Source organism: Janthinobacterium sp. J1-1, assembly GCF_030944405.1.
GTDB lineage: Bacteria > Pseudomonadota > Gammaproteobacteria > Burkholderiales > Burkholderiaceae_D > Janthinobacterium.
In genome coordinates this window covers 3,559,196-3,581,135 of the sequence record NZ_CP132339.1, presented here as the reverse complement: position 1 = coordinate 3,581,135, position 21,940 = coordinate 3,559,196, and the positions used below count along the sequence as shown (strand labels likewise).

Here is a 21,940-nt window from a genome sequence, read left to right as displayed (position 1 = left end):
CAAATTGAACGAAAAACGGGCTTGAACGGCTTGCCGGTCGGGTATTTGGCGCGCCAGCCTCGTCAGAAAACCGAATTGATCAGCGCTTCCCTACCGAAATTCACAGTCTTGATTGGCTTGAATGGAGCAGGGAAAACCACTATTTTGCAAGCATTTGATTTTCTTTCTCAGTTAATGACTGGAAGAATTGATGATTGGTTGATATCTCGAGGTTGGGATAAAGCGGATATTGCATCGAAATTTGCTCCCGCAAGCAATATAAGTTTTGTTACAAATAATCGCAAAAAAAATGATGATTTAAACAATTTTTGGTATGGTTCGTTCAATAGAAAAGAATTAGCATGTCTTTTCGAAATAGCTACATGTTGGCATGACGGACTGGTTGAAGAGGAAGTGCTCTTATTACGGGGTAGACAATATCGCATTAACAACTCTGAGATGAAATCGGTCGCGTTCAGCTATCAAGGCTCTATTCTCTCTCTGAGGTACCCTGACTTTTTCGGACACTCTAGTTTGGTAAACTTCACCAACTGGAGAACTTATGACACGCTCAACAACATACACACCGGAGCTTCGGGAAGAAGCGGTAAAACTGGTCCTGACACAAGGCCTGACGCTGGAAGACGCCGCGTTGCGTCTCACCATTCCCAAGGGCACGCTAGCGAACTGGGTCAGTGCGGCAAGGCGCGGCACGTCGCCCAAAGTAGCCCCTGGTAGCCGCTCCGTGCCGGAGCTTGAGGCTGAGGTAACCAAGCTGCGCAAAGAGCTTGCCGAGGCACGCATGGAGCGCGATATCGTAAAAAAAGCGGCAGCGTACTTTGCGCGGGAGTCGCTGCCAAGTACGCGGTCATGAAGACCTTGCGACTCGAATTTCCTGTCACCATCATGTGCCGCGTCTTTGGCGTCTCGCGCAGCGGTTTCTACGCTTGGGCGAACGGCAAACCGTCGCAGCGGGCGCAGGACGACGCACGCCTGAAGGTCGCCATCGAGGCCGTGCACGCGCAGAGCCGGCAGACTTATGGCCCGTTGCGCATGCAGCCGGAACTGACGGCGCAAGGCTTTCCGGCCGGCCGTGATCGTATCGTCCGTCTGCGTCGCGAGCTCGCCCTGCGCTGCAAGCAAAAGCGCAAGTTCAAGGCCACCACGAACTCGAATCATGACCTGCCGGTGGCCGACAACCTGCTCAATCAGACTTTCGCGCCGACCCGGCCGAACGAAGCCTGGGTGACCGACATCACCTATGTGGCGACCGGCGAGGGCTGGCTTTACCTGGCCGGTATCAAGGACGTGTTCACCTGCGAGCTGGTGGGCTACGCGATGGACGAGCGCATGACGCAAACGCTGACGGCAACAGCACTGTGGAAGGCCGTGCGCAACAAACGCCCCGCGCCGGGCTTGATTCACCACTCCGACCGTGGCAGTCAGTATTGCGCCCACGACTATCAGAAACTGGTGACGCAGTTCGGCATGAAGCCGTCCATGTCGCGCCGAGGAAACTGCTATGACAACGCGCCCATGGAAAGCTTCTGGGGCAGCCTGAAAAACGAGCTGGTGCACCATCAACGTTACGCGACCCGGGCCGACGCGAAAGCCGCAATACAGGAATATATCGAAAGCTTTTACAACCGCCAGCGACGCCATTCGCGCCTTGGCAATGTTCCGCCCGCGTTGTTCGCTGAAAAATTCAGCAAACAGCCGCGGGTGGCTTGAAACAAGAGTGTCCGCTATTGACAGTACACCTCACTCAACTGCGCGATACCGAACTTACTCCAGCGTTAAAAAGCACTCGCGACACTCTGCGCGATATTCGCTCCCTGGAACTGCTCTCGCCCCATTTAATGCGCCAACGAACCCGTGACAACGCCGCTAGCATAGGCATCGGCGGCGAGAAACTTTCAGCTTACCTGCACTCGATCAAGGGCGGCGACAAACAGCACCCTCTGGAACTGCTGCGCACGTTTTATCCCCGTGTGATCGACTTCAAATCATCCCCAACCAAAGGCGGCTGGAAACGGCTGTCGATCATCGAAGACTTCGACGGCAAGCATGTAGAAACCGAAGTACGCCATATCAACGATGGCCTGCTGCGCGTGCTGGCCATGCTGGCGCAAACGCTCGATGGCGATGCCATGCTGCTGTTCGATGAAGTGGAAAATGGCGTCAATCCGGAAATCGTGGAAAAACTGGTGAACTTGCTGGTCAATGCAAAACAGCAAATCCTTGTTACCACGCACAACCCGATGATACTGAACTATCTGGAAGATGACGTGGCCCGTGAGTCGGTTTTGTTTGTGTACAAAACGCCTGAGGGTTATACACGGGTACGGCCTTTCTTCTCGCTGCCTGGCGTCGGTGAAAAGCTCGATCTGATGGGACCCGGTGAGGCCTTTGTCGATACCGATCTGGTGGCACTGACGGCGACCTGCGTCGAACTCGACAAGCAGGACGCTGCTACCGAAGAAGTGGACAAGAAGGCGAAAAAACCGCCAATATCAAGGAAAGCCGCCGCATGATACTGGTCCTGAGCGGCGAAGGCCCCAGCGACTTGGGTATCTGCACCAATGCCCAGGGCCGCTGTAGCGATGATGACTTCCAGGCAGGTCCAATCACGGTGCTGCTGGAACAGTTAATCGAACTCAAAATCGGTTACACGCTGGCCGATATTCCCGGCGCCATCCAGCTGATAGGCAAGGCCCAACCGATCTGGTGGCACTGACGGCGACCTGCGTCGAACTCGACAAGCAGGACGCTGCTACCGAAGAAGTGGACAAGAAGGCGAAAAAACCGCCAATATCAAGGAAAGCCGCCGCATGATACTGGTCCTGAGCGGCGAAGGCCCCAGCGACTTGGGTATCTGCACCAATGCCCAGGGCCGCTGTAGCGATGATGACTTCCAGGCAGGTCCAATCACGGTGCTGCTGGAACAGTTAATCGAACTCAAAATCGGTTACACGCTGGCCGATATTCCCGGTGCCATCCAGCTGATAGGCAAGGCCCATCTGGTCGACCTTGCAGCCGAGCGCAAGGCCAACAAGCGCAACATGGTGCTACCTGGCAAAAAACATGACGCGGAAACAGGTTACTTCCATCTCAATGCCATGACTCTGGGAAAAGCCTGCCTGAATTTAGAAGAAGAAACCAAGGACAAGACGCTGGCTGTGCTATTCCGCGACCACGACAAAATGCGCTCCGATCCGCCGGCACTATGGCATCAAAAATGGAAATCCATGCTTGACGGTTTTCACCGCGCGCAATTCCCTCGTGGCGTGCCGATGCTGCCCAATCCCAAGTCGGAAGCCTGGCTGCTGTGTGCGGCAAAGAAACAGCCATTCCAGCACTGCGCCAAACTCGAAGACGTCCCCGGCAATGACAACGCACCAAATTCAGCCAAGGAACAATTGGCACGTGCGCTCGGCGGCGAAAAAAGCGCGGCTGAACTGGCCGAGTGGATGCGCGACATCGAATTCGATGCAAAAGGCGCCTCTGCAATGCCCAGCTTCGCGGCCTTCCATGACCGCTTGCAAGTGGTGCTGGGAGAGATGCTGCACTAATCGCGAAACAAATACGTAAACGTCCTGCTCACCGGCAGCTTTTCCGTGCTGCCCTTGACCAGCACCTGCATCCGTTCGGCATCGATGCGTTCGGCCGCTTCGATGGCTTTGACGTTGACCATGGTGCCGCGGTGGATCTGCCAGAACTGGTCGGGGTCCAGGCCGCCCAGCAAGTCCTTCAGCGGCGTACGCACCAGTGCTTCGGAGCCGGCCAGTACCACGCGCGTGTATTTGGTGTCGGCCTGGAAGAACAGCACCTCGTCGATATCGATCAGGCGGATCTGCTTGCCCACGCTGGCCCTGATCCATTTCATTTTTTCGCGTGGTGGCGCCGGCAGCGCGGCGCGCAGCGATTGCAGCAAATCGGCCATGTCGGCCGGCTGGGCGCCCAGTTTTTCGCGCAGGCGGGACAGGGCCCGCTGCAGGCGCTCGGTTTGCACCGGTTTGAGCAGGTAGTCGACGGCGCCGGCGTCAAACGCGTCGACCGCATACTGGTCGTAGGCGGTGACGAACACCACATGGGCGCGCTTGCCGATGCGCTGGGCCACTTCCAGGCCGGACAGGCCCGGCATGCGAATGTCGAGAAACACCACCTCGGGCTCGTGCTCCAGGAAACCATCCCAGGCGTCGTTGCCGTTTTCGGCCACCAGCACGATGCGCGCTTCGGGCCAGGCCACGGCCAGCATGGTTTGCAGGCGCTCGCGCATCAGCGGCTCGTCTTCGGCAATCAGGATGGTGGTATTCATGCGGCGTTTTCTTTCAGGCTGGCTGCCATTTTGATGGGGAGTACTATGTCGGCGATCACGCCGCCCTCTTCGCCGTCACGCAGGTTCAGGCTGGCGGACGGGTCGGACAGGCGCAGCCGGCTGCGCACGTTTTCCAGGCCCAGGCCGCCTTCCTGCGCATGCTCGGTATCGCCTTGAGGCAAGCCCATGCCCGTATCCCGCACGCGCAGGCGCAGCATGCCGTCCACTTGTTGCGCCGACATGGTGATCTCGCCACCGCGCAAGGACGGTTCGATGCCGTGCTTGATGGCGTTTTCGGCCAGCGTCAGCAGGATCATGCTGGGTATGGTCATTTGCGCAAATTCGGCCGGCAGGTCCAGCGCATAGCGCAGCCTGGTCCCCATGCGCGCCTGCATCACGCGCAAATACGCGGCCACCATGTCGAACTCGCTTTGCAGCGCGACTTGCTCGCTGCGCATCTCGGCCAGGCTGGCGCGCAAAAAGGCGATCAGGTCGGCCGTCAGCGCCGCCGCCCGGGCCGCGCCTGGCGCACCCTGCTCGGCCAGCTGCTGCACCGCGCCCAGGGTATTGAACAGGAAATGCGGCTCGATCTGGGCCCGCAGCAGGCGCAGCTGCGATTCGCTCAGTTCGCGCGCCAGGCGGTCGCGCTCGGCATCCTGTTGCAGCTGCAGGGTCAGCGCTTCGTACTGGCGGTTGCGCCAGCTGGTGACGATGGCCAGCGGCACCATGTAAAACACCACCGCCACCAGCAAGGCGATGCCGCCCACGCGCAGCAGGCGCTCGAAGGCCATGCCCATGGAGCCGGTGTCGCTCAGGCCGGCCAGCATCACGCCCGTCACCACGCCCGCCGCGCAGGTCGAGACGATCAGCAGGAGTTTCTTGAGCTTGTGGCGCACCGAACTGCGGTAATTGAACCAGACACCGATCAAGCCCCACACCAGCGCAAACCCCATGCCATTGCTGAAGACCACGGCCTTGAGCAATTCGAACTTGACCGGGAACAGCAGGTGCAATACCACGCCGATGGCGCTGAACAGCAGCATCAGCTTGAAGGCGGCGATATAAAAGCCGGCGCCACGGTACTTGAGCAGGAAATCATGCAATTGCTCGCGCTCGATCGGCGTCAGGGTCGACAGATTGCGGGCGATGCAGCGGCGCGCGCGGCCCTTCACCTGCGCCGCCATCTCGGGGTGTTTCAGCACCATCAGCGATTCGTCATCGATGCTGCGATACCAGTCCCTGAATTTTTTCAACATGCTGCGTTCTCCATGATCCGTGATTCAAACATGAACGCAGTCTACGGCGGCGACCTTTGCAGGCACAGCGGCGGGCGACGAAACACGAAGCGGCGGGCATCAACGACGAAAACACCATAAGGGTCCGCCAAGATTGCTGAAATAGTACGAAGTTTCCGAGATGAAATCAATAAGCGGGCGAGAATTTTCACTCTGGCAATAGTCCGTGATTTATTTTGCCTGATTGGTCCAAAATGGGGTTGACGAACCGGTGTGCCATAGACATTGCCAGGTTTTTGATGGTATCGTCTATGCTTGGCAAATATTGCTTCAGAGATACATGTCACGCCTGCGGACATGGTCGCTATATTGCGCGCAGCGTCCTCCCGTGGCGCCCCAAAACTGCTTTCCCAGACAAAATCCAATGCTCAAAAAAATGTTCGCCGCCGTGCTGATGACGCTATCCACAGCGGCCATCGCCGTGCCCTTCGGTTCCCAGTCCATCCTGGTGGTCGAAGACGGCACGGGTAAAATCCTGCTTGAAAAAAATGCCAACGTGGTCGTGCCCATCGCGTCGCTGACCAAGCTGATGACGGCCATGGTCGTGCTCGACTCCAAGGCCAACATGAAGGAAGAGATCCTGATCGACCAGGTCGACGTGGACACCTTGAAACACAGCACCTCGCGCGTGCCGGTGGGCGCCACCTTGACGCGCCACGATGTGCTGCAACTGGCGCTGATGTCGTCCGACAACCGCGCCGCCGCCTCGCTGGCGCGCACCTATCCGGGCGGCCCGACCGCCTTTGCGGTGGCCGTCAACGCCAAGATCAAGGCGCTGGGCATGCGCCAGACCGTGATCGAAGAGCCGACCGGCCTGTCGCCGAACAACCAGTCGACCGCCGCCGACCTGGTCAAGATGGCCGTGGCCGCCTCGCGCTATCCGGAAATCAGCCGCATCACGACCGACTCCAAGGACATTATCCAGATCAAGGGCCGCGACGTGGAATACCACAACACGAACCGCCTGGTGGGCGCCAAGGGCTGGGATATCGGCCTGTCGAAGACCGGCTTTACGAATGAAGCGGGGCGCTGCCTGATCATGCGCATCAAGTCGGCCGGCAAGTTCGCCACGATGATTTTGCTCAACGCGCGCGCCAATTCCGTGCGCGCCATGGACGCCGTCAATATCCGCCGCATGCTGGCGGCCGAAAACGGCATCGAAGAGCCGAAGGTGGTGCGCGCCTCGGCCAGCCCGGTGATACGTGCTTCGGCCGGCAAAGCGGTACGTGCGTCGGCCAGCCGCCACAAGAAAGCGCCGGCCAAGCCATCGAAGCGCCGCCGCGCCAAATAATTATTTTGTTTGCCGGTTGGTCATGACCACGCCGGCAATCGTCACCGCCCCGCCCACCAGCATCGAGGCCAGCACCGACTCGCCCAGCAAGCCGGCCGCCAGCACGATGCCGAACACGGGCACGAGATTGTTGAACACGGCCGTGCGCGACGGGCCGATCGCTTTCACGCCCTCGTAATACCAGACAAAACCGATCACCGTGCCGAACACGCCCAGGTAGCCGATGGCGGCCCACACCTGCCAGCCGAAGCTGCGCCATGGCACGGTGGGGAATTCAAACGCCGCGCCGACCAGCAAAAACGCCAGGCCCCACATGGCGGCATAGGTGGTGGCGGCCACCGGGCTCAGGCCTTTCAAGGCCACGCGCCCGATCAGGGTGTAGGCGGCCCAGCTGGAAATGCCGCAGAACATGAAGATCTCGCCGGCGCCTATGCCGCCGCCATTGCCATGCAGCAGGCCGAGCAGGTCGCCGCGCGTGATGACGATGGCCGTGCCGCAAAACGCCAGCATGATGCCCAGCCATTTGAAGGCCCCCAGGCGCTCGCGGAACAGCAGGGCCGAAGCCAGCGCCGTGACGATGGGGTTCAGTGCAACAAACAGCGCCGTGCGGCCGGCCGGCATGCGCGACAGGGCCGCCAGAAAGCACAGGTTGTACAGGAAGATGCCAGTCAGCCCCAGCGCGGCGGTGGTCGCCAATTGCTTGCGGTCCAGGCGCGGCAGGCCGCCTTCGAATTTCCAGGCCAGCAGCACCAGCAGCAGCACGGCCACGCCGAAGCGCCCGCTGGCGGCCGTCATCGGCGGCATCTGCTGGGCCAGCACCCTCCCCGCGATAAAGGTACCGCCCCAGAACAGGGCGACGAAAATCAGTTTGATATAGACCAGTGGCGACTGGGTGGCGATGGATGGAATGGCGATGGTGCGCATGGAAAGTCCTGTGATGCCGCTTGTGCGGCGGGTGGTGTACGTATATATTAATACTAATACTGGCTCATGAAATAATGAGCATTTACTCATAACCCGCCAAGAACCTCCGATGACCTTCACGCAACTGGAAATTTTTACCCTGGTGGCCGAGCTGCGCGGCTTTTCCGCCGCCGCCATGCAATTGGGCATCAGCCAGTCGGCCGTCTCGCATGCGTTAAAAGCGCTGGAAAAGGAGATGGGGGTGGACCTGATCGTGCGCCACCAGGCGTCGGCCGAGCTGACCGAGGTGGGCCGCCAGCTGCTGCTGCGCGCGCGCGAAATCCTGGGCCTGTCCGAAGCCATGCGCCAGGAAGCGGCCGATGTGCTGGGCCAGCGCCAGGGTTCCTTGCGCATCGGCTCGTTCGGCGCCACCTCGTCCCTCAATTTGCTGCCGGCGATTACCGCGCAGTTCAAACAGCGCTATCCCGGCATCGAGCTGCGCATCGACGAGGGCGCCGACCATGAGGTGGTGCAGTGGATACGCGAGCGCAGGGTCGACGTGGGTTTCCTGGTGCTGCCCGACGAGCGCTTCGATACGGTGCCGCTGGTGGAAGACCAGATGATGGCGCTGCTGCCGCGCAATCATGCGCTCGCTGGTGCAGCGTCCGTCACGCTGGCGCAGCTGTGCACCGATCCCTTCATCATGTCCGAAGCCGGTTGCGCGGCGCTGATCGAACCGCTGTTCGCCAACGCCCGGCTGAAACCCGACGTGCCCTACCATATCAGCCAGATGATCACCATTTTCGACATGGTCAGCCGCGGCACGGGCGTGTCCATCGTGGCCGAAATGGCGCTGCCGCAGCGCCTGGCCAGCCAGTATCCGGAACTGGTCGCCCTGCCGCTCGACCCACCGGTGATGCGCAAGGTGGGCCTGGCCGTGCGCGACCGGCGCCAGAATACGCCGGCCACCGAGGCCTTCCTGGAACTGGCCAGGCAGATGGCGCCCGCCTTGGCTCCCGCCTTGGCGCCAAGGCGCGAGCCAAGGCGCTGAAAGCAGCCGCGCACGCGGTCTTGTCTCGTGCGCGAGCGACCCGAGGTACACTGGAAGCCTGCCGACTCCGGAGCTTGTATGCCTGGTATCCCGCCTCAAGCAATACTGCACCGCCACACCGCCACGGGAGCGCGCTGATGCTTACATCGCTGCGAGAACTGATGCGCCCGCCGGCGGGCATGGCGTTCGACTTCAGCCAGCCGGCGGGAGAACCGGCGCTGGCGCCACCCGATGGCGTCTCCTGGCGCGTATTTGCCAATCCCGTCTCGCTGTTCATCGGCGGCGCGGCGGCGGTGCTGCTCGAACTGGCCGAACCGTCGGTACGTTCAGGCGTCTGGGACCACAGCGACTTCCAGCGCGACCCCGGCAAGCGCCTCAGGCGCACCGGCTTTGCCGCCATGATGACCGTGTATGGCCCGCGCTCGGCGACGGAAAAACTGATCGCGCGCGTGGTGCGCATGCACGGCCACGTGGAGGGCAGCACGCCCGATGGACTGGCCTATCGCGCCAACGATCCCCGGCTGCTCGACTGGGTGCATGCGACGGCCACGTTCGGCTTTGCCGAGGCCTATCACCGCTATGTGCGCCCCTTCAGCGCGGGCGAGCAAGATGCCGCCTTTTTCGAAGCCCTGCCTTCCGCCCGGCTGTATGGCGCCAGCGGCGCGCCGGGTTCGCGGGCCGAATGGGAAACGCTGCTGGCCGCCACCGCGCCACGGCTGGAAGGATCGGAGATCCTGGCCGAGTTCCTGCACATCATGTCCGGCGCGGCCATCCTGCCGGCGCCGATGCGCTGGCTGCAGCGGCTGCTGATGCGCGCCGCCGTGCAGATGACGCCCGAACCGGTGCGCTCGCTGCCGCAACTGCGCGGACAGGGCCTGCGCCGGGGCGAGGCGACGCTGGTGCGCCTGCTGGCGCGGGCGGCCATGCTGCTGCCGATGAAACAGTCGCCGCCGGCGCAGGCGGCCCGGCGGCTGGCGGCGCAGGACGCGCCGCCGCCCTGAGCTAAGGCGACTGCGCGATCAGGCCACGCAAGCCGCTGGCGCGCTGCGTGCGGCGCAAAATTGCGTCGAACAGCACCGCCTGCGTCGGCGATACCAGGGTAAAAAAGTCGCGCGCGCGCGTGATGCCGGTGTAGACCAGTTCGCGCGCCAGCATGGCGCCGCCCTCCTGCGGCAGCACCAGCACCGTGTGCCGAAATTCCGAACCCTGCGATTTGTGCACCGTCATGGCGAACGCCGTTTCCACCTGGCGCAGGCGGGTGGCCAGCACGCTGCGCACCTTGTCGCCTTCGAGGAAATACACGCGCAAGGAAGCAGGCCGCGACGGATCGCGCAAGGTCAGGCCGATATCGCCATTGAACACGCCGGTGCCGTAGTCATTGCGCGTGACCATCACGGGCCGGCCCACATACCATTCGGCGCGGCGCAGCAGGCCCTCCCTTTCGAGGCGCAGTTCGATCGCCGTATTCAGCCCCGCCACGCCCCACTCGCCGTCGCGCACGGCGCATAAAATGCGGAACGCCTCGAAGCTGCGCAGCACGCCGCGCACCCAGTCGTCATGATCAAAGTGACCTTCACTGCCCGCATTCACCAGTTCCAGGTAGGGCCGGTAGCCGCCCGGCGCGCCCTCGCGGCCCCCCAGGGCCAGGCGCAGCACCTCTTCCGGCTGGGCCGGCACCTTCCACGCCACCTTGCCTTCGGCGTCGTTGGCAAAACAGGCTTTCGCCAGGTCCGGCCGGCCATCGTTGACGGCCTGCGCCAATTCTCCGATCGGGCCGCCGAAGCGGTGGCTGTGGCGCAGCATCACCGTCTGCTGCGCCAGCGCGCCGGCATCGCCCGCAAAGCCGGCGGGAATAACCACGCCGCTGGCCGCCTGCGCATAGGCGATGGTGGCGGCGTCGTAGCCGCCCGCCTGCGCATCGTGGCACAGGTCGCCCAGCACGGCGCCCGCCTCGACCGACGCCAGCTGGTCCTTGTCGCCCAGCAGGATCAGGATGGCGGTGGACGGCAGGGCGTCCAGCACCGACGCCATCATCTCCAGGTGCACCATCGACGCTTCGTCGACGATCAAGACATCCACGTCGAGCTGGTTGCCGGCGTGGTGGGCAAACGCGCGCGTGCCGGGCCGCGCACCCAGCAGGCTGTGCAGGGTACGCGCGGCGCCCATGCGCTGCGCCAGGGCCAGCAAGGGCAGCGCATTGCCAGCCGCTGCGCCAACTTTTTCGGCCAGTCCCGCCAGCGCCTGGTCGATCGACTGCTTGAGGCGGGCGGCCGCCTTGCCGGTGGGCGCGGCCAGCGCGATGCGCAGCTGCTCGGGCTGCGGCGAGACGGCAAACAGCAAGGTCAGCAGACTGGCCACCGTATAGGTCTTGCCGGTGCCCGGCCCGCCCGTGATGATGGCCACCTTGCCGCGCAGGGCGATGGCGCAGGCGACCTTTTGCCAGTCCGGCCCGCCGCCTTCCGGTGGCCGGTCGAACAGCACATCGAGCCACTGGCGCACCTGCGGCAATGGGGGCGCCACGACGGTGGCGGCGCGCGTGGCGATCGCCATGCCGACGGCCGTTTCGTCGCGCCAGTAGCGGCGCAGATACAGGCGTTCGCCGTCGAGCACCAGCGGCTGATGGGTGTCTGCCACGCCGGCCGACCACACCTGCGGCGCCCTGGCCAGCAGCGCGCACCAGTCTTCCAGGGTGGCGGGCAGCGGCCCGGAGACGGCCAGCACGGCCTGCCATTGTTCGTCCGTCCAGCCCATCAGCTGCGACGGCGCATGCGCCAGCTCAGCGAGCATCACGCAGCTGTGGCCGCGCCCTTCCAGTTCCGACAGCACCACGCAGGCGACCGCCAGCGCCGGTGCATCGGACGCCTGCACCTGGTCCTGTGCCAGGCTGCCGACAAAGCGCGCAAAGGCCGCGCCCAGGCGGCGCACCTGGCCCGCATCGGCCAGGCCATCGAAAAAGGCCAGCAAGGGTTCCACGGTGGTGCTATGCATGCGTATCTTCCAGTAATTGATCCAGGCCGTCCAGCAGTTCCAGCTGCGGCGCCAGCCAGTAGCAGCCGTGCGTGTCCGGATTGGCGATGCCGCGCAAGAACAGGAAAATCGCCCCGCCCAGCTGGCGCGCCGGATCGTAGTGTTCACCCAGCCGGCTTTTCAGCAGCCGGTGCAGCGCCAGCATATAGATGGCGCCCTGGATATCGTAGCGGTGCTGGGCCATGCCGGCCGCCAGCGCCTCGGTGTGGTAGCTCGCGTCGTTATTGCCGAGGGCATTCGATTTGTAGTCGAGCACCCAGTAGCGCCCTTCGCGCTCGATCACCAGGTCGGCAAAGCCTTTCAGCATGCCGTGCAGCTGGCGGCGCGGCAGCACCGGGCGCGGCGCGCCATCGAGCAACAAGCGCGTGCACAGCTGGTCGAGCGCCTCGGTGGCCAGGTGCTCGCTGGGAAACCAGAATTCCATCTCCGGCAAGGTGCTGCCCAGCTGCGCCAGGGAGGCGTCCAGCAGCGGCAGCGGCGTGATGGCCACCTCGCGCAACCAGGCGATGGCGTCCTCTTGGCGATTGCCCCAGCCAGCCCGCTCGCAGCGCGCGGCCAGGCGCGCATCGAAGGTGGCGTCATGCACGCAATCGAAGCCTTCGCCGCCCATCCATTCGAGCTGCTCGTGCAGGAAATTGCCGGGCATCGAGCCGCGCGGAAAACGGTGCCACGGCGAGTCGGCCGTGTGCGGCGCCGGCAGGCTGGGGGCCGGCGCCACGCCTGTACCGTCTTCTAGCAAGGTTTCTTCCAGCGCCCGCTGCGGCACATGGCTGGCCACGGCGCCAATCTGGCGCGTCAGCGAGGTAAAACTGCCGACCGACCAGTCGCGCTCGAAGCGGCCCGTGAATTGCGGCGCTTCGCGCAATTCGGGTCGATGCTCGATGCGGTTCAACAAGGTGGCGGGCCCGGGCTGCGCCAGGCTGGCAATCGCGATCGCGTCGCAGCCACCGCACACCTCGTGCCAGCGCTGCTGCAGCTGCTCGCCCGGCAGCTTGTCACCGCCCGTCAGCAGATAGCCGAGCGCCGATTCGTGCAGGGTATTCTCGCCCGCCTTGCGCGCCGCCAGCGCGGCCACGCCCAGCCACAGAAAATGGCGTGCGCGCGTCAGCGCCACGTACAGCAGGCGCAAGTCTTCCTCGATGCGCGCTTCCTCGACAAAGGCCATCGCCTCGTCCGACAGCGACAGGTCCAGGTGGCGCTCGCCATTCTCGTCCGCATAGTCGACAAAGCTGCGGTTGCGTTTTTCGGCCTTGCGCGCCGTGACGGCAAACGGCAGGTAGACCAGCGGATATTCCAGGCCCTTCGACTTGTGCACGGTGATCACTTTCACCAGCTCGGCGTCGCTTTCCAGCCGCAGCACGCGCTCGTCGCCGCTCTCGCCGCCGCCCTCGATCTGCTCGGCCAGCCAGCGTATCAGCGCCTGCTCGCCATCGAGCTGGCGGCTGGCCGATTGCAGCAGTTCGGCCAGGTGCAGCAGATTGGTCAGCCGGCGCTCGCCGCCCGTCTGCTGCAGCAGCATGGCCGGCAGTTGCAGCTCGTGGATAAAGCGGCGCAGCATGGCCAGCACGCCCTGGCGCTGCCAGATCAGGTGCAGCGCCTTCAGTTGTTCGATGCGGCGTTCCCATTCCAGCTCGTCGCTCGACAGGCGCGCCAATTCACCCAGCGGCAGGGCGATGGTGCGGGTGGCAAACGCGGCGCGCGCCAGGCCGCCATCGAGCGGATTGGCCAGCGCCGCCAGCCAGCGCAGGACATCGGCCGCTTCTTCGCTGTCGATCACGGAATCCTTGTCGGACAAATACACGCTGGCCACGCGCCGGCGCGCCAATGCGCGGCGGATCGCGCCGGCCTCCTTGCGGTCGCGCACCAGCACCGCGATATCGGCCGGCTGCAGGCGCGCAAAGCCATCGGGGCCGTCAAAACCCGCTTGCGGGTCGTTCAGCATGGCGACGATATGCTCGGCGCAGTGGTCGGCAAAATACGCGCGGTAAGTATCGCCGCGCAGCGACTCGTCGCTGGCGCAGGCGGCCAGCAGGGCCGGCAGCGCGCCGTCCGCATTCACCAGTTGTTCGTCGCGCCCCTTGGCAGCGACCGCCTCGAACGGCAGCGGATTGGCGTCCGGCGTGCGGTAGCGGAAGGCGCCCAACGGCACCTCCGGCCGCTCGGCGTGCAAAAACAGCTGGTTGACAGCGGCCACCAGCGGCGCCGTCGAGCGGTAGTTGGTGCCCAGCTGGTAGTGGCGGCCCTCGGTGGCGCGGCGCGCCGCCAGGTAGCTTTGAATATCTGCCCCGCGAAAACCGTAGATCGACTGTTTCGGGTCGCCGATCAGGAACAGTCCCTGGGCCGGATCGTTGTCGGCAATCCGGTACAGCAGGTTGAAAATCTGGTACTGGGCGGGTGCCGTATCCTGGAATTCGTCGACCATCGCCAGCGGATATTGTTCCACGATGCGCTGGCGCAGCGCGGCGCCGTTCTCGCCGGCCAGCGCGTCGTGCAGGCGCTGCAGCATGTCGGCAAAGCCGAACTGGCGCGACTGGCGCTTGAGCTTGTCCATGCGGTGCGCGATCCTTGCCGCCGCGTGCAGGTGCAGGGTATGCGCCAGCGGCGTGATGGCCGCGAGATCCAGCCCCAGCTGCTCGGTGTGCTCGAAGCACTCGGGCACGCTGGCCGTGAAACTCTTGGCGAACGCGTCCTCGATGCCGGCGGGCGTCAAACGCTCCCAGGCCTTGGCGGTAATCGCCGGCATCAGCAGCAAGGGATCTTGCGCCCAGCGGCGCAGGCCGTCGAACCATTTTGCCAGGTTATCGGGTTTCATCTTGACGCCGTTGAAGCATTTGGGATTGGCGGCGCGGTGGCCGGCGATCCACGCCTCCATGGCGTTGGCGCGCGCGACCCAGCCCTGCTTCAGGCCGGCCAGCTGCGTCACCAAAGCCTGCTGTTCGCGGGCTATCAGCGAGGACAAGGCTTCCTCGCCGCCGAGGCCCATCATGCCGGGCCGGCGCGCCAGGTCGCGCACGGCATTTTTCAGCGCCGCCACATCGGGCCAGCAGTCGAGCAGCACGGCCAGCGCCTGCTCGCGCAGGGGGTAGACCTGCTGGCGCCAGTAATCGTGGGCCGCATCCTCGAACAGCGCCTGCTCGTCGCTGACCAATTCTTCGTCGAACAGGCTGCCGCTGTCGAACGCGTGTTCGCGCAGCATGCGCTGGCACCAGGCGTCGATGGTGAAGATCGCCGCCTCGTCCATGGTCTCGGCGGCCAGCATCAGCCGGTGCGCCGCCTTTTGCCGCGCGCTGTCGTCCGGGTAGGAATCGAGCAGCGCGTCGAGAAAAGGATCGCTGCCATCGGACTCATTGCGGAAATAAGCGGCCGCCTCGATCAGGCGCTCGCGCACCCGGTTCGACAGCTCGCGCGTGGCGGCGCGGGTAAACGTCATCACCAGGATATCGGCCGGCAGCAGCGGGCGCGAAAAAGCCGTGTCGTCGTCGCCATGGCCCAATACCAGCCGCACATACAGCGCGGCGATGGTCCAGGTCTTGCCGGTGCCGGCGGACGCCTCGATCAGGCGCGAGCCGTGCAGCGGAAATGCCAGCGGGTTGAGCAGATGGCTGGTCATGGTTCTTCTCCCGCGCCGTCCGGCGCGCCTATCGGGTCCAGGATGACATGCTCGCGCAGCCAGTCGGCCAGCGGGCCGTACAGCTCGCGCGTGCAGTCCTGCCACGCCTCCTCGGCCGCCAGCGCGGAAAATTCGGGCCACAAGCGGGCCAGGCACAGTTCCTCGCGCTCGCCGCCAATCTCGAAGCCGCCGTCATACACGGCGCGCGGATCGCCCTCCTGCACCAGCGCCAGGCCCGTCTTGCAGGCCGTCGGCAGCGGGTGGTTCATGCCTTCGCGCCACAGCGCCAGCAAGGTGGCCAGCGCCGCGCGCGAGGCGGCCGGGTCGAGCGGCGCCATGCTGACGATGGCGTCGCGCGCCACCAGGTAACCGGTGACGGGGAAACCAATCGCGGCGGCGGCCAGCTGGCGCAGCCACATCAGCATCAGTTTGTCGCCACGCGCCAGGCCGGACTTGTCCATCACCTTGGACGAGATCTGCTCCAGCCAGGCCGTTTCACCATCGTTGCCGCGCAATTTGTCGAGCCAGTCCTCCACCAGCAGCTCGCCGAACGGCAGCGCGATGGCGCGCTTGGCGGCCGCCTCGGGAAACGAGGCGCGCAAGGACAGCCAGGCGCTGCGCACCGGCACCAGCGCCTCGACCAGCTGCTCCTGCACCTGCCGGCCGATCAGGCCGATCGGCAGCACGCCTTCGCGCGCCAGCTTGTCGGCGCGCGCCTGCAAACCGGCGCGCACGTCCGCCAGCACTTCCTGCGCGCCGCCATCATCGAGCATGGTGTCTTCCAGCAGATAACGCTCCAGGGCATTCAGGCCGAACGGTTCTTCGTCCTCGCCCAGCATGGCGGCGTCGGCAAAGTGCACGCTGAGGCGGCGGCGGAAAAAATACTTGACGGGCTGGCGCACGAAACTGGCCAGTTCGCCCAGGCTCAGCCGGGTGCCAGGATCGAGTTCGTAGGGCCCCAGCGCCAGCAGGTCGGGCGACTGGCCGGCCTCGGCATGGGCGATCCGCCATTCGCCGGCATAGGTCAGCAAGCCGCCATCCTCGAAATAGCGGCGGCTGAACGGCTGCAGCGCATGCGCGGTGGTCAGCGTGTTCAAATCACGGTCGAGCGACCAGCCGGCGGCCAGGTAGTCGCGCAACTGCGACACCAGCACCGAAGGCGGCTGCTCGGAATTGTCGCGCACATTGCGCCCGACCCAGCTGACATACAATTTATCGCGCGCCGCCAGCAGGGCTTCGAGCATCAGGTAGCGGTCGTCGTCGCGGCGCGAGCGGTCGCCCGGGCGCGCCATGCCGGGCAGCGCCAGCAAATCGAAATCGGCTTTCGGCGCGCGGCGCGGGAAGTCGCCGTCGTTCATGCCCAGCAGGCATACCACGCGAAACGGCACGGCGCGCATCGGCATCAGGGTGCAGAAGGTCACGCCACCGGAAACGAACTGGTGGTTCAGGGTCGGCTCGTCGAGCGCGCCCAGCCAGGCCACGCGCAAGACGTCGAGCGGCACCGTCTCGACAAAGCCCGCATGTTCGCAGGTTTCCAGCCAGCCCTGCAGCGCGCCCTCCAGCTGCGCCAGGGTCAGGCGGTCGCCCTCGTCGCCGGCCTCGAAAAAGCGCGCCAGCAGCGCCCTCGCCTGCACGCCCCATTGCGCCGGCGTGCGCGATTGCGCCAGCACGGCGCGCCAGTGCAAGAGCGCCTCGACCAGCTGCGCCAAGGAGCCCGCCAGCGCGGCGTCCAGGCCGCCGACTTCCGCGTACGGCTCGATGCCGTCGAAACTGGCGCCGCCGCCACTGGCGTAGCCGAGCAGCATGCGCCGCACGCCGAAGATCCAGGCATTCTGCTCGCCGGCCGCGCCCAGGCCCAGGCCGGCGCGGTGTTCGCGGTCCAGGCCCCAGCGCACGCCGGCCCCTTCGATCCACGCGCCCAGGGTGTCGAGATCGTCGCCCTGCAGGCCGAAGCGCGCGGCCAGCGCCGGCACATCGAGCAAGTCGCGCACCTCGCTCTGGCGGCAGCGCTGCAGCGGCAGTTGCAGCAGCCATTCCAGGGCGACCAGCAGCGGATTGACGCTGCGGTCCTTGACGTCGCCGATCTCGAACGGAATAAAGCGTGCGTCCGTGCGGCGGTGCTGGCCGAAGACGGCGTGGATCGCCGCCGTGAACACATCGATGTCAGGCACCATCACCACCACGTCGCGCGGGCGCAGGCCGGTCTGGCTGCTGTGCGCAAACATCGCCAGCAGCTGGTCGTGCAGCACCTCGACTTCGCGCTGCACGCTGTGCGTGATGTGAAATTCGATCGAGCGGTCATCCTCCTCGGGCGGCACCTGCTCATGTTCTGCCAGGGGACGCAGTTCGCGGATGGCGACTTGCACCTGCTGTAATAACGTGACGCCCTGCTCTTCGCCGAACAGGTCGATGCGCAGGCTGTCGTCGCGCCCTTCGGCGTGCGCCTGTTCGTCGAATTCGTCGAGCATGCGGATAAAGTCGCGCCCTTGCCGGCCCCAGCTGGCCAGCAGCGGATGGCTGTGCGCATGCAGTTCTTCCAGCGGCAGCTGCGCCAGATCCTGGCCGTTGCGCTGCTGCTGGCGCTTGTAGCTGGCGCGCAGCAGGTCGCGCCCTTCGATGATGTCGCCCCAGTAGTACTGGCAGGGGTTGGGCACGGCCAGCACCACCTGCGTGTGGCGCGCCAGCGCCGCCAGCGCCTGCAGGGTTTGATACGGCAAGGCCGACACGCCGAACAGCACCACCCGGCGCGGCAGCTTGCCGGCAGGCAGTTCGCCGGCGGCGATCGCCGCCAGGAAGGCGTCGTGGATATCGGCGCGGCCCGTGTCGCGCTCGAACGCCTCGACGTCGGCGTTGACGGCGCGCCACAGCTGCGGCTGCCACAACTGCTCTTCCTTGAGTGCGACAGCGTCGCCGCGCGCCGTTTTCAGCACATTGCGCCCGGCCGCCCAGTCGGCCAGCCAGTCGGCGCGGTACACCTGGTACTGGTCGAACAGATCGGCCAGGCGTTCGGCCAGCTGCAGCCGCCGTTCGCAATCGCCATCGGCCAGGAAGTAGCGCAGCGGCGCAAAAACAGGGTCGGCCAGCAGGGACGGCAGCAGCCGCATCAGACGCCAGGTGAGCGGAGATTTATCGAACGGCGACACGCGCGGCACGCGCTCGCGGCCCAGCATGCCGCGGTAGCTTTCCCACAGCAGGCGCGCCGGCAGGGCGATGCGGGTGGCGGCGCACACGCCCATTTCCTCGGCCAGCGCGATTTTCAGCCATTCGGCCACGCCGTTCGACTGCACCAGGAAGATATCGGTTTCCAGCGGCGCCAGCGGATGATTGCGCAGCCACTGGAAGACGGCGGCGCGCAGGTGTTCCAGCTGGTTGCCGTGCAAAATCAACAGGCCAGGCGTGATGGGAGTGTGCATGCGATGAGGTTCAGGGTGGGCCAGCGCCTATTATCGCCGCTGCCTGCGTCAGGTGGTGTCGCTGTTGGCAAAATCGAGGGAAATTTGTTCGGCCACCTGCGCCAGCGCCGGCCCCATGGCCGCCATCAGCGCGCGCGCCTGCGGCAGGTCGCCGCCATGGCGCAAGCCTTCCAGCGCCAGGCACAGGGCCGCGAATGCATTCGCGCCGACAGCCAGCGCCGACGACTTGGTGCGGTGGCCCAGGTCGGCCAGGCGCTTCAGGTCTTCCAGCGCCAGCGCCTGCTCCATTTCGGCCAGGCCGTCGCGCGCCGTGTCGAGGAACAGCTGGGCGTACTTGCGCATCTTGACGGGATCGTTGCTGAAGGTCAGCGACAGCGCCGCCACGTCGAGCACCGCGGCGTCGCGCGCGCCACCGGCCGGCGTCACGGCAGCCGGCGCCTGCATGGCGATGCCGCCACGCCGGCGCAGCCATTTGGCCAGCAGCTGGAACAGCAGCATGGGCGCGATCGGCTTGGTGAGGAATTCATCCATGCCCGCCTCCAGGCAGCGCACCCGGTCTTCGCTGCCGGCATTGGCCGTCATGGCGATCACCAGGAGGCCCGCCAGCAGCGGATCGGCGCGGATGCGGCGGGTCGCCTCGAAGCCATCCATCTCGGGCATCTGCACGTCCATCAGCACGCAGTCATAGCTTTGCCGGGCCAGCAGTTCCAGCGCCTCGCGGCCGTTATTGGCCACGCGCACGATGGCGCCCGCGTCTTCCAGCAGTTCGCAGCCCACCTGCTGGCTGAACAGATTGTCTTCCACCAGCAGGATGGAGGCGCCCCGTATCACGTCCAGCAGCGGCGGCTCGCCCGCGCCGGCGCTGTCTTCCGGCGCGCCCGCGTACTTGTCCAGGCGGGCCGTAAACCAGAAGGTGCTGCCCAGCCCCGGCTGGCTGTGCACGCCCACCTCGCCGCCCATCAGCTCGGCCAGCTGCTTGCTGATCACCAGCCCCAGGCCGCTGCCGCCATATTTGCGCGTGGTCGACGCGTCGGCCTGGTGGAAGGAGCGGAACAGCTGCGCCACTTCTTCCGGGCTCATGCCGATGCCGCTGTCCTGCACCTCGAAGCGCAGCATGGCCTGGCGGCCGCCCTCCGCGTCCATGCGCACGCGCACGTACACATGGCCGCTGTCGGAAAACTTGATGGCGTTGTTGGTCAGGTTCAGCAAGACCTGTTCGAGCCGCAGGGCGTCGCCGCACCAGCGCTGCGGCAAGTCGCGCGCAATGTCGAAATGCAGATGCAGTGGCTTGGCGGCGGCCGCCTCGCCGAGCTGGCTGGAGATATTCGCCAGCAGGGTATCGAGCCGGAACTGCTTGACCTCCAGTTCCAGCTTGCCCGCCTCGATCTTGGAAAAATCGAGGATATCGTTGATCAGGCCCAGCAGGTGCTGGCCAGAATGGTAGATTTTCTGCAGGTAGTCGCGCTGGCGCGCATCGGCCACCGATTTCAGGGCCAGGTGGGCCATGCCGATAATGCTGTTCATCGGCGTGCGGATTTCATGGCTCATGTTCGACAGGAAGTCGCTCTTGGCCTGGCTGGCCGCGTCGGCGCGCTCCTTGAGCTGGTGCAGTTCGGTCACGTCGGTGGACAGGCCGATCAGGCCGGTCACGGCGCCCGGCGGGCCCATCGGCACTTTGACGCTCCACAGGTGATGCACCTTGCCGTGCAGGTCGACAAAGCGTTCCTCGCCGACGAACTTGACGCCGGTGGCGCAGATCTGCTGCTCGCGGGCATGGAAAGTCGCCGCCAGTTCCTCTCCGATCAGCTCGCCCGCCTGGCGCCCGAGGACCTGCTCGATGGGCCGCTCGAGAATCTCCAGCATGCGCGCATTGACATAACGAAAGCGCAGGTTTTCGTCCTTCACGACGACATACGCATCGACGCTGTCGAGGACTGATTCCAGCATGGCGCGCTGGGCCATGGCATTGCGCCGCGACAGATACAGGGTCAGCATGTAGCCGTAGGCCAGCAAGGTGCCGGCCACGCCCACGGCCAGCGCCAGCGCCGGCAGATAGCGGTCGAAGCTGCTGTAGAGCTCGCTCTTGCGCACGCGGAAATGGGCTTTCCACAAGCCGCCGTGGTATTCGATCGGCAGCAACTGGTCGAAATAGGCGGCGTCCTGGCCAGGTTGGGGAGGGCTTGCCGCCAGGTCGCCGTTATCGTTGAACAGCAACCGGTCGTGGGGCGTGAGCTGCAGTTCGCCGGTGGTCGCAAACGGCCCGGGTGCGCTGTACAGGGTCAGGTGCAGCGGCTGCAGGGCATTGCCTTCCAGCGCGCTGCGCACCAGTTGCGCCACGCCGAAGCCGATCCCGACCGAGCCCTTGTAGGCGGCGCGGCGCTCGGCCACGGTGGCACGCGGCATGCCGTTGCGGTACACCGGCAGGCGCATGCCCAGGCCGATGCGCGCCGGCGGCCCCTTGATCAGGATCACCTGGCCCGAAGCGCTGATCTCGCCGCTGTCGCGCGCCTGCGCCAGCGCCTGCGCGATGGCCGGGTTGGCGCCGATATCGACGCCCTGGCGCTCGGCCACCAGCACATCGGGCTCGAGGAAGGTCAGCACAGTGTACTCGGCGCGCTGGCCCGGCGGGCGGATATCGAAGGCGGGATAGCCGCCCGCCACCAGGCTGTCGTCGGCGCGCACGGCGTCGACAAAGGCGGCGCGCTGGGCGGCGCTGACGGCCACCGCATAGTTCAGCGATTCGACGGCGGGAAACTGGTGCGCGATATCGAGCCCGGACACGTAATCGTGGAACTGCTTGCGCGACAGGTTTTCAGTGGTGCGAAACAGCGACTCCATGCCGCGCAGCAGATCGGAATAGCTTTTCACGCGCGCCACCAGGCTCTGCTGGGCGCTGTAGGCAAGGTTGTCGAAGCGCTGGCGCGCATCGTCGTTGATGGTGCGCAGCGCCCCCGCATACAGGGTGCCGCCGACAATCAGCGCCAGCAGCAAGCCGCCGGCCCATAGCCTGACCTGTGATACCGTCCAGCCCTTGTTCAGAGTATGCATTGTCA

15 protein-coding genes are annotated in these 21,940 nt (G+C 65.0%); 8 read left to right on the top strand and 7 right to left on the bottom strand.

The window, feature by feature from the left end; genetic code table 11:
• Positions 1–21: 21 nt before the first annotated feature.
• The 5 genes from Q8L25_RS16235 (at position 22) to Q8L25_RS16215 (ending at position 3,551) form a co-directional block, all read left to right on the top strand.
• Positions 22–717 carry an AAA family ATPase gene (locus Q8L25_RS16235; protein ID WP_308920340.1) on the top strand — a complete coding sequence of 232 codons (696 nt, stop codon included), beginning with the start codon at positions 22–24 and terminating at the stop codon, positions 715–717.
• Positions 599–1,710 (top strand): IS3 family transposase gene (locus tag Q8L25_RS16230; RefSeq protein ID WP_374694310.1). Its coding sequence is split into 2 segments (ribosomal slippage): positions 599–809 and positions 809–1,710, totalling 1,113 coding nucleotides; the frame shifts between segments, so codons are not numbered across the junction. The genes Q8L25_RS16235 and Q8L25_RS16230 overlap by 119 nt, the downstream gene beginning before the upstream one ends.
• Positions 1,711–1,727: 17 nt before the next feature.
• On the top strand, positions 1,728–2,513 hold the full coding sequence (locus Q8L25_RS16225; RefSeq protein WP_308920339.1) for an AAA family ATPase: 786 nt from the start codon (positions 1,728–1,730) through the stop codon (positions 2,511–2,513).
• Complete coding sequence (locus Q8L25_RS16220; RefSeq protein ID WP_308920338.1) at positions 2,510–2,716, top strand: hypothetical protein; 207 nt, start codon at positions 2,510–2,512, stop codon at positions 2,714–2,716. Before Q8L25_RS16225 ends, Q8L25_RS16220 begins: the two co-directional genes overlap by 4 nt.
• Positions 2,717–2,810: 94 nt before the next feature.
• Positions 2,811–3,551, top strand: a complete 741-nt coding sequence (locus tag Q8L25_RS16215) for a hypothetical protein (RefSeq protein WP_308920337.1) — start codon at positions 2,811–2,813, stop codon at positions 3,549–3,551.
• Here the strand turns inward: Q8L25_RS16215 and Q8L25_RS16210 are convergent.
• Positions 3,548–4,297 (bottom strand): LytTR family DNA-binding domain-containing protein, encoded by a 750-nt coding sequence (locus tag Q8L25_RS16210; RefSeq protein WP_308920336.1) that lies wholly within the window; start codon positions 4,295–4,297, stop codon positions 3,548–3,550. The two genes, Q8L25_RS16215 and Q8L25_RS16210, sit on opposite strands and share 4 nt — an antisense overlap.
• Positions 4,294–5,553: a histidine kinase gene (locus Q8L25_RS16205; RefSeq protein WP_308920335.1), complete on the bottom strand. Its 1,260-nt coding sequence runs from the start codon at positions 5,551–5,553 to the stop codon at positions 4,294–4,296. Before Q8L25_RS16205 ends, Q8L25_RS16210 begins: the two co-directional genes overlap by 4 nt.
• A 403-nt stretch (positions 5,554–5,956) precedes the next feature.
• Here Q8L25_RS16205 and Q8L25_RS16200 point away from each other — a divergent pair, with 403 nt between their 5' ends.
• Positions 5,957–6,883, top strand: coding sequence for a serine hydrolase (locus tag Q8L25_RS16200; RefSeq protein ID WP_308920334.1), 927 nt, complete (start codon positions 5,957–5,959; stop codon positions 6,881–6,883).
• Here Q8L25_RS16200 and Q8L25_RS16195 read toward each other — a convergent pair whose 3' ends face one another.
• A complete protein-coding gene (locus Q8L25_RS16195; protein ID WP_308920333.1) occupies positions 6,884–7,807 on the bottom strand; it encodes a DMT family transporter in 924 nt (307 codons plus the stop codon).
• A gap of 109 nt (positions 7,808–7,916) precedes the next feature.
• On the opposite strand from Q8L25_RS16195, the gene Q8L25_RS16190 reads away from it, so the two are divergent.
• The gene (locus Q8L25_RS16190) at positions 7,917–8,837 is read left to right on the top strand and encodes a LysR substrate-binding domain-containing protein (RefSeq protein ID WP_308920332.1); all 921 of its coding nucleotides are present in this window, start codon (positions 7,917–7,919) and stop codon (positions 8,835–8,837) included.
• Positions 8,838–8,974: 137 nt separating this feature from the next.
• Positions 8,975–9,838: an oxygenase MpaB family protein gene (locus Q8L25_RS16185; protein WP_308920331.1), complete on the top strand. Its 864-nt coding sequence runs from the start codon at positions 8,975–8,977 to the stop codon at positions 9,836–9,838.
• 1 nt (position 9,839) lies between these two features.
• Here the strand turns inward: Q8L25_RS16185 and recD are convergent, their stop codons facing one another.
• Genes recD through Q8L25_RS16165 form a run of 4 tightly spaced genes read right to left on the bottom strand, consistent with a single transcriptional unit; the run spans position 9,840 to position 21,935 of the window.
• A complete protein-coding gene (gene recD / locus Q8L25_RS16180) occupies positions 9,840–11,825 on the bottom strand; it encodes an exodeoxyribonuclease V subunit alpha (protein ID WP_308920330.1) in 1,986 nt (661 codons plus the stop codon).
• The gene (gene recB, locus Q8L25_RS16175) at positions 11,818–15,474 is read right to left on the bottom strand and encodes an exodeoxyribonuclease V subunit beta (RefSeq protein ID WP_308920329.1); all 3,657 of its coding nucleotides are present in this window, start codon (positions 15,472–15,474) and stop codon (positions 11,818–11,820) included. The genes recD and recB overlap by 8 nt, the downstream gene beginning before the upstream one ends.
• Positions 15,471–18,887 (bottom strand): exodeoxyribonuclease V subunit gamma, encoded by a 3,417-nt coding sequence (gene recC / locus Q8L25_RS16170; protein WP_308920328.1) that lies wholly within the window; start codon positions 18,885–18,887, stop codon positions 15,471–15,473. Before recC ends, recB begins: the two co-directional genes overlap by 4 nt.
• Positions 18,888–18,935: 48 nt before the next feature.
• Entirely contained in the window at positions 18,936–21,935 is a 3,000-nt protein-coding gene (locus Q8L25_RS16165) for a CHASE domain-containing protein (RefSeq protein ID WP_308920327.1), read from the bottom strand.
• Positions 21,936–21,940 lie beyond the last annotated feature (5 nt).

Coding starts and splice junctions, on each gene's coding strand:
- Q8L25_RS16165 (WP_308920327.1), bottom strand. CDS start 21,935: ATGCATACTCTGAACAAGGGCTGGACGGTATCACAGGTCAGGCTATGG.
- Q8L25_RS16185 (WP_308920331.1), top strand. CDS start 8,975: ATGCTTACATCGCTGCGAGAACTGATGCGCCCGCCGGCGGGCATGGCG.
- Q8L25_RS16220 (WP_308920338.1), top strand. CDS start 2,510: ATGATACTGGTCCTGAGCGGCGAAGGCCCCAGCGACTTGGGTATCTGC.
- Q8L25_RS16195 (WP_308920333.1), bottom strand. CDS start 7,807: ATGCGCACCATCGCCATTCCATCCATCGCCACCCAGTCGCCACTGGTC.
- Q8L25_RS16215 (WP_308920337.1), top strand. CDS start 2,811: ATGATACTGGTCCTGAGCGGCGAAGGCCCCAGCGACTTGGGTATCTGC.
- Q8L25_RS16205 (WP_308920335.1), bottom strand. CDS start 5,553: ATGTTGAAAAAATTCAGGGACTGGTATCGCAGCATCGATGACGAATCG.
- recC (WP_308920328.1), bottom strand. CDS start 18,887: ATGCACACTCCCATCACGCCTGGCCTGTTGATTTTGCACGGCAACCAG.
- Q8L25_RS16210 (WP_308920336.1), bottom strand. CDS start 4,297: ATGAATACCACCATCCTGATTGCCGAAGACGAGCCGCTGATGCGCGAG.
- Q8L25_RS16190 (WP_308920332.1), top strand. CDS start 7,917: ATGACCTTCACGCAACTGGAAATTTTTACCCTGGTGGCCGAGCTGCGC.
- recB (WP_308920329.1), bottom strand. CDS start 15,474: ATGACCAGCCATCTGCTCAACCCGCTGGCATTTCCGCTGCACGGCTCG.
- Q8L25_RS16200 (WP_308920334.1), top strand. CDS start 5,957: ATGCTCAAAAAAATGTTCGCCGCCGTGCTGATGACGCTATCCACAGCG.
- recD (WP_308920330.1), bottom strand. CDS start 11,825: ATGCATAGCACCACCGTGGAACCCTTGCTGGCCTTTTTCGATGGCCTG.